Here is an 8,210-nt window from a genome sequence, read left to right on the forward strand (position 1 = left end):
AAATAAGTCATTTCATTAAGACACTCTAAGAATAAAAAATAAAAAAACTCCTACCCAATTTATGCCCCGTCCTTGGGGCGGAAATTGGCTCATCACGTCCTGTGATGAATTACGGAGTTTTTTTATTTTTTCTTCTAAGATTGTCTAAAATTTATTCAAATTATTTCCAAAATCTCTTTATGAGGCTGCCTTATTATTTTTATATAGATTATTTTTAATTATTTTATATCTGCAAATTATCTTAGGCATTTTTTATTCAATAATCTAAAATTACTTAAAAATCTTTCGTACTTCTTCTAAATTAACTCCAAGAGTATCTTTTGCTTTATCACCAAGTGTTTCAAGAATCTTAGCGGTATAGGCATCGTGTATAATATATTCTTTTGCTAAGAATACCATATCATTATTTTGTGTCCATACAACATCAGCGGTATTCTTATTGGTAATAGAACCAAACATTATTTCATTGGAATCTACCACTATGGAAATCCAGCGACTTCCCATTTCGTTCAATTTTGCTTCTTCAAAACCATGCTTATAGTATTTTTTTAACGGGAGATCATATAAATGATCTTTACAAAATAAAATAAGTATGAAATTTTCAAATTTTCTTTCAGCTTTTAGTAAGAGATTCAGCAGCTCATCATCAATATCTTCTTTCCAAATTTGCATGTACACTTCATTTTTAGCATTCTTTAAGAGATATTTACATTTATTCATAACTTTATCATATCCAGTTATATGCCAAAGAGGACCTGACTCAACACGAGCATCAAATTGTTGAAGTAAGTTTTTGATTTTATCTAAGTCATTAGTTTTTTCACGGTCCAAGTTTGATATGAATTCATCCACAGGAAGTGCATGATAAATAACGTTAGTGGTTTTAGTGGATAAAACTACTCCCTTTTGGGTTAATGTTTCTAAAATGTTATAAATTTTAGATCTGGGTACACCAGATTGTTTACTAACCTCGTAACCAGTCATTTTACCATTAATAAGTAGAGCTACATATGCTTTAGTTTCATATTCTGTAAAATCAAATCTTTTCATTAGTTGAATAAGATAGTCCATAAAATCACCTAACTTTCAAATGTTTTTATTATAGCATAATTTAATTTTAGGTTCAATGTGTAAAAAAAACAAGTACTTTACAATAAAAATGTTTATAAATTAACAAAGTTTATAAATAATAGTTACTTTATGTAACTATTATAATAAGGTTTACATATTCTTTGATTTACCAAAATTACAAATAAAATACATAAGATATATGTTTTTATATATAAAATATTTATAAAATAATTATTTTATTTAAATTTTAGTGTTTACAAATTAACAAAGCTATTATATAATAGTTACAGAAGGTAGCTACTATATAATTTCTATTTTATTAAGAAGTTTAATAAAGACCTTATAGGGTATATATTTTGTTTTTAAAAGTTTAAAATGAAACTATTAAGTTTCAAAGAATACAGACAAGTTTTTTAATACAACAATAGAGAGGAAGAGTATTAATGTTATTTTTAAGCAAAGAAGATATAAAAAATGTTATAGATTTTAAAGAAATGGTTGAAGTTATTGAAAAATCAATGTTAATTTATGAAGAAGGCAATTATGTTATGCCGGATCGTATTAGCGTTTTAAATGAAGATGAAACATACTTATATATGCCATGTTTTTGCGGTGATATAAAAGGAACAAAATTTCTTACACTTTATCCAGAAAACCGTAAACATGGTGAAGCAGTAATTCAAGGTGTTATGGTAATGAATAGTCCCAAAACAGGTAAAGTTGATTGTGTAATGGATGGAGCTGCTATTACATCATTTAGAACAGGTGCTGTTGGAGCTATGGGAATTAAATACACTACTCCAGAATCTGTAGAAACACTTGGAGTTATAGGAACAGGAGTACAAGGTTTTTCTCAATGTCTTTATGCTTGCACAATGCGTAATATAAAGAAAATTCATGTATTTGATATTGCTAAAGAACGTGCAGAAAAATTCAAAAAAGATCTTGAAGATGAATTAAAAAATGTGGAAGTAGTTGTTTGCGAAAATACAGAAGACCTTGTAAAAAAATCAGAATTAATTATTACAGTTACAACATCACCTAAGCCTGTAATGCCAGATGATGTAGAGTTGTTTAAAGGTAAACACTTTATAGGTATTGGATCATATAAGCCTCATATGAGAGAATATCCTAAAGCAATTTTTGAAAATTTAAAGTCTGTATATATTGATGTGGAATTTGCAAAAGAAGAAACAGGGGATTTAGCAACTCCATTAAAAGAAGGATGGATTAAAGATGAACAGATACACTCAATTGGAAAACTTATAAAAGATAAATCTATTTTAGAAGAAGAAACAACATTCTTTAAATCAGTTGGTATGGCTTTGTTTGACACAACTATTGCAAATTACGTTTTAAGAAAGGCAAAAGAAAAGAAAATTGGTAAAGAAGTCAAATTTTAAAGCGGAGGAATAAAAAATGGTAACTATAATACAATATTCGTTAATAGCTATAGGGATTGTATATTTAACTGTATTCTTTAATGATGTTAGAAAACATAAAGATCAAGTTAAGAGTTTTGGAACAACAAAATCAATAATTACCGCAATAATTGGTGTAATTACTAATTTTTTCGATACTTTAGGAATAGGAAGTTATGCACCTCAAGCAATATTGTACAAGTTAGTTAAAATCGTTGAAGATGATTCTTATACACCAGGAACATTAAATGTTGCCAATACAATACCAGTTATGTGTGAAGCACTTATTTTTATTACAATTGTAGAAGTAGACTCACTTACTTTAATAGCTATGGTTATTGCAGCAGTTGTGGGTAGTTTGGTTGCAGCAAGATTAGTATCTAAATTACCAGTTAAAAAAGTACAAGTTGTAATAGGAATTTCTTTAGGAATAACATGTGTTATGATGGCTCTTCGTCAACTTGGATTATTAGATATGTTAGGACACGGAAATGAAGCAAATGGATTAAGAGGTATGAGTTTAGCTTTAGGTATTATAGGTAACTTTATCTGTGGAAGTTTATCTTCTGTAGGAGTTGGACTATATGCACCTTGTATGGCATTAGTATATTTCTTAGGATTAAATCCACTAGTAGCATTTCCAATTATGATGACATCTTGTGCTGCTTTAATGCCTGCATCAAGTATTGAATTTATACGTTTAGGAAAATATACAAAGATTACATCTATTATCATTATGTTAAGTGGTATTCCAGGAGTATATTTTGCTGCTAAAGTTGTAAAAAATTTATCATTAGATATTCTTGTATGGTTAGTTATTGTAGTTGTTGCATATGCAAGTATTAGTATGCTAAGAGATGGATTTAAAAAGACTGTGGAAGAAAATTAAAAAATGAGAACAAGCATAAATATAATGCTTTAGATAATAATTCAGCCGTTATATAATTTAATTAATGGCTAAAAAATTATAGGAGGTAAATTAATATGACAGTGAAAGATAGAAGTTATTGGAATCAAGATAATGCAGCTCATCGTCGTGTAATGTACAAGGCTAGTGGATTTACAGATAGGGAAATAAAAACAAAATATCACATAGGTGTTGTTAATACATTTATGGAAGGTTCACCAGGAAGTGCTCACCTTCGTCAAATAGCAGAGGCTGTAAAACAAGGTGTATGGGCAGGTGGAGGAATTCCTATAGAATTTGGAGCACCATCTACTTGTGGAAATGTTAGTAATGGAGCAGAAGAATTAAAATATGAATTAGTAGGACGTGACATAGTAGCAGCGTCTATAGAATTTGTTACTAAAGTACATCACTTTGATGCGTTAATTATGATTGCATCTTGTGATAATATTATAGCAGGTGCCTACTTAGCAGCTTGTAGACTAAATATTCCTACTATATTGGTTACAGGTGGTCCAATGCAACCAGGAGTATGCTATGGTAAAAAAGTATTAGCACCAGACCTAGATGTTGCTATTCTTTCTGGAAATAAACATGACTTAGAATACATGGAAGAAAGAGTTTGCCCATCTTATGGAGCTTGCCCATCAATGGGAACAGCAAATACTATGCAAATTTTAGGAGAAGCATTTAACCTTGTTATTCCAGGTACTGCTACAATTCCAGCATCAGATAATGCAAAAATCAGAAGTGCACGTGAAGCTGGTATGCACATTTTCGATTTAATAGAAAACGATGTAAAACCAAGTGATTTAATTACTAGAGAAACATTATTAAACTCTATTATAGTTGATATGGCAATTGCAGGTTCTACAAATGCTATATTACACATATTAGCTATGGCAAAAGAATTAAATTTAGATGTAACTATAGATGACTTTGATCGTATAAGCCATGAAATACCATGTATTGTAGGAGTAAAACCTAGTGGTCCATTCAATGTTGTTGACTTACATAATGCTGGCGGAGTTCCAGGTGTTATGAAAATGTTAGAAAGCAAATTATATACAGATATACCAACATTAAATGGAGTTTCTTTAAAAGAAGTATTAAGTAATGTATCAATTAAATCAACTGATGTTATTCGTTCATTAGAAGATCCATTATTTGATGAACCAGGATTAAAAGTATTACGTGGAAACTTATCACCAAATGGTTCAATTATACGTCCTACTGGAATTCCAGCAGACATGAAACGTTTCCAAGGAAAAGCTAAAACTTTCAGCAATGACTTTGATGCATTAAAAGCTATTCAAAGTGGTGAAATTGTAGAAGGTGATGTTATAGTATTACGTTATGAAGGTTGTAAAGGTGCTCCTGGCATGAAGGAAGTTATGCTTTCTACAGATGCGTTAGTTGCTAAAAATCTACAAAACAGCGTTGGATTAGTAACAGATGCAAGATTCTCTGGATTTAACCATGGTCCAATTGTAGGACACGTTTCACCAGAAGCATATGATGGTGGTCCAATTGCATTAGTAGAAGATGGAGACATTATTACAGTTGATACAATAAAAGGAACTGTTGATGTTGAAATAAGTGATGAAGAAATGGCAAGACGTAGAGCTAATTGGGTACGTCCTGAACCAAAAGTTAAATCTGGAATATTAGCTCTTTATGCAGATACATGCTTACCTCCAGAAGAAGGCGGAGCTATGCAATCTTGGGTAAATAAAAAATAATAGTTTTTTTAAGATGTCTATATTATATCACATTTTTCTCATGAATTAAGCAAATAAAACATACTAATTTTTGTAAATTTAGCATAAATTACACTTATTCAATTTATTAGTGTAGTTTATGCTAAATTTTAATGATATAAAAATATTATTGCTAATATAAAATAGCAATAAATTTATATTATTTCAATAAACTAAAGGCATATACAATATATACATACAAAATAAAGTTGTAAATGTATTATAATATTTACATAAGAATTAAAGGAATTACTTTATTTTTATATAAGGAGAAATTTAAATATTATAGAGGGAGGAAGAGTATTGATTCAAGTTAATTCTATTATTATATTAATGTTTGCACTATATTTAATTTTTATGTTACTTATAGGGGTTGTATTTTATTTTAGAACAAAAAATTTATCGGATTATGTACTAGGTGGAAGACAATTAGGTGGTTGGGTAACTTCTATGAGCGCTCAAGCCTCTGATATGAGCGGGTGGTTGCTTATGGGACTTCCAGGAGCTGCTTACTTATCAGGACTTAGTTCTGCATGGATTGCTTTTGGACTTGCTATAGGAACTTATCTAAATTGGAAGGTAATTGCAAAACGTCTTAGAGTTTATACAGAAGTTGCAGGGGATTCTCTTACAATACCAGATTACTTTGAGAATAGATTTAAAGACAACTCAAAAGTTTTGAGAATAATGTCAGCGGTATTTATTGTTATATTTTTCTTGTTTTATACTTCATCAGGTTTTGTAGCTGGTGCAAAATTATTTAGTACTGTTTTTGGAATACCATACAGTAAAGCATTAGTTATAGGAAGTTTTGTTATAGTTTCTTATACTTTTCTTGGCGGATTTATGGCAGTTTGTTGGACAGACTTTTTTCAGGGAATAATGATGTTTATTGCAGTTATAATGGTGCCAATAATAGGAATAAAAACTTTAGGAGGATGGAATGCTACTATTGGAGCAATAAGTTGTACAAATCCTCACTTGTTAAATCTTTTTACAAATGCTGATGGAACTTCTATTTCTTTAATTGGAACTATATCCTTATTAGCTTGGGGTTTAGGATATTTTGGACAACCACATATATTAGTACGTTTTATGGCAATAAAATCTTCTAAAGAAATAAAGAAAGCTAGAATCATTGCAATTGTATGGGTTATTTTATCTTTAACAGCTTCTGTACTAATAGGAATGGTGGGAATGATGTATTTAAAGACACCTTTAGTTGGAAGTGATAGTGAAAAAGTGTTTATGATATTAATACATAAAATGTTTCATCCTGCAGTAGCTGGATTCTTACTATCAGCAGCTTTAGCAGCTATAATGAGTACAGCAGATTCACAGTTACTAGTTACAGCATCATCAATTACGGAAGATTTTTACAAAGTATTGTTTAGAAAAAATGCTAGTGAAAAAGAACTTGTTTGGATAAGTAGATTAGCAGTTATGATAGTTGCAGTAATAGCTTATTTCTTAGCATTAGATGAAAATAGTTCTGTATTACAGCTTGTTGCCTATGCTTGGGCAGGATTTGGTGCAACCTTTGGACCAACAATAATTTTATCGTTATTTTGGAATAGAATTACTAAAAATGGAGCTTTAGCTGGAATGATTTCAGGAGGAGTTACAGTTATAATATGGAAAGCATTATCCGGTGGAATATTTGAACTTTATGAAATAGTACCTGGATTCATAATTTCAATAATAGCAATAGTTATTGTTAGTTTATTAGATAAAGAACCAAATAAAGAAATACAACAAGAATTTGAAACAATGATTTCAAAACTGTAAAATAATTAAATTTTAGTTAGTTAAATTTTATACATGAAATAATTTTAAAATAAACCAATAAACACTACATTTAAAAATCAGAAACATTATTGAGATTTTAATTTTTAAATGTAGTGTTTATTAATTTCTTAAAAGGTTGTTGAATAAAAAAATCATTGGAATAATTTGAATATATAAAATAATTAAAAATAATCTGTATAACAATAATAAGGCAGCCTCATAAAGAGAGTTTGTAAATAAGTCATTTCATTAAGAGACTCTTAGAAGAAAAAATAAAAAAACTCCTACCCAATTTATGCCCCGTCCTTGGGGCGGAAATTGGCTCATCACGTCCTGTGATGAATTACGGAGTTTTTTTATTTTTTCTTCTAAGATTGTCTAAAATTTATTCAAATTATTTCCAAACTCTCTTTATGAGGCTGCCTTATTATTGTTATACAGATTATTTTTAATTATTTTATATATTCAAATTATCCCAATGATTTTTTTATTCAACAACCTTTTAAGAAATTAATATAAATTTAAATAAAATTTTTAATAATTTTGTGAATTATGAACAAAATATATGTGATAATACAATTTTTTTAAGGAGGTTTTTTGTATGGCTGAAGAAAAAGAAAATAGATCTACTATAGGAGCTTATATAATAAGACTTATATTAATTGCAGTTATACTGGCAATTACAGCATTTTTTACACCTGGATTTAGTATTAATGGATTGTGGGCTGTACTATTGGCAGCAGTAGTAATAACTGTATTAGACTATTTAGCAGAAAGAATTATGAAAGTAGATGCATCTCCTTTTGGAAAGGGATTAAAAGGATTTATAATTGCTGCTATAATATTATATTTAACACAATTTCTAGTTCCTAATATGAGTGTATCTATAGTAGGTGCATTAATAGCAGCCTTAGTCATAGGAGTGCTTGATGCCATAATACCAGGCAGAGCTATGTAACTAAATAAATTTTAAAAGTGGATATACAAAAATAAGTGTATCCGCTTTTAATTAAAGTAAAGTTAATTTGTTGAATAAAAATCATTAATATAATTTGAATATATAAAATAATTAAAAATAATAAGCATAAAAATAATAATACAGCCTCATAAAGAGAGTTTGTAAATAAGTCATTTCATTAAGACACTCTAAGAATAAAAAATAAAAAAACTCCTACCCAATTTATGCCCCGTCCTTGGGGCGGAAATTGGCTCATCACGTCCTGTGATGAATTACGGAGTTTTTTTATTTTTTCTTCTAAGAGT

Annotated in this window: 6 protein-coding genes; 5 read left to right on the forward strand and 1 reads right to left on the reverse strand. The window is 29.2% G+C overall.

The features are described 5' to 3' along the window. Window positions 1–270: 270 nt before the first annotated feature. On the reverse strand, window positions 271–1,071 hold the full coding sequence (locus tag CLOACE_RS11165) for a TrmB family transcriptional regulator (RefSeq protein ID WP_070111329.1): 801 nt from the start codon (window positions 1,069–1,071) through the stop codon (window positions 271–273). A gap of 443 nt (window positions 1,072–1,514) precedes the next feature. On the opposite strand from CLOACE_RS11165, the gene CLOACE_RS11170 reads away from it, so the two are divergent. The 5 genes from CLOACE_RS11170 to CLOACE_RS11190 all read left to right on the forward strand — a co-directional run bounded on the left by CLOACE_RS11170 (window position 1,515) and on the right by CLOACE_RS11190 (window position 7,905). Then, complete coding sequence (locus CLOACE_RS11170) at window positions 1,515–2,474, forward strand: ornithine cyclodeaminase family protein (RefSeq protein WP_070111330.1); 960 nt, start codon at window positions 1,515–1,517, stop codon at window positions 2,472–2,474. A 16-nt stretch (window positions 2,475–2,490) separates the two neighbouring features. Next, complete coding sequence (locus CLOACE_RS11175) at window positions 2,491–3,381, forward strand: sulfite exporter TauE/SafE family protein (protein ID WP_070111331.1); 891 nt, start codon at window positions 2,491–2,493, stop codon at window positions 3,379–3,381. Between the two features lie 95 nt (window positions 3,382–3,476). Beyond that, the gene (gene ilvD / locus CLOACE_RS11180) at window positions 3,477–5,141 is read left to right on the forward strand and encodes a dihydroxy-acid dehydratase (RefSeq protein WP_070111332.1); all 1,665 of its coding nucleotides are present in this window, start codon (window positions 3,477–3,479) and stop codon (window positions 5,139–5,141) included. A gap of 351 nt (window positions 5,142–5,492) precedes the next feature. Further along, window positions 5,493–6,947: a sodium/proline symporter PutP gene (gene putP, locus CLOACE_RS11185; protein WP_101495425.1), complete on the forward strand. Its 1,455-nt coding sequence runs from the start codon at window positions 5,493–5,495 to the stop codon at window positions 6,945–6,947. 601 nt (window positions 6,948–7,548) lie between these two features. Beyond that, window positions 7,549–7,905 (forward strand): phage holin family protein, encoded by a 357-nt coding sequence (locus CLOACE_RS11190; RefSeq protein ID WP_070111334.1) that lies wholly within the window; start codon window positions 7,549–7,551, stop codon window positions 7,903–7,905. The last annotated feature ends 305 nt before the right edge of the window (window positions 7,906–8,210 follow it).

Origin of the sequence: Clostridium acetireducens DSM 10703 (assembly GCF_001758365.1) — a bacterium.
GTDB classification, from domain to species: Bacteria; Bacillota; Clostridia; order Clostridiales; family Clostridiaceae; genus Clostridium_C; species Clostridium_C acetireducens.

Bases quoted from the DNA above. Each gene is read 5' to 3' on its own strand.
- CLOACE_RS11165 (WP_070111329.1), bottom strand. From the start codon at position 1,071: ATGGACTATCTTATTCAACTAATGAAAAGATTTGATTTTACAGAATAT.
- CLOACE_RS11170 (WP_070111330.1), top strand. From the start codon at position 1,515: ATGTTATTTTTAAGCAAAGAAGATATAAAAAATGTTATAGATTTTAAA.
- CLOACE_RS11175 (WP_070111331.1), top strand. From the start codon at position 2,491: ATGGTAACTATAATACAATATTCGTTAATAGCTATAGGGATTGTATAT.
- ilvD (WP_070111332.1), top strand. From the start codon at position 3,477: ATGACAGTGAAAGATAGAAGTTATTGGAATCAAGATAATGCAGCTCAT.
- putP (WP_101495425.1), top strand. From the start codon at position 5,493: ATGTTTGCACTATATTTAATTTTTATGTTACTTATAGGGGTTGTATTT.
- CLOACE_RS11190 (WP_070111334.1), top strand. From the start codon at position 7,549: ATGGCTGAAGAAAAAGAAAATAGATCTACTATAGGAGCTTATATAATA.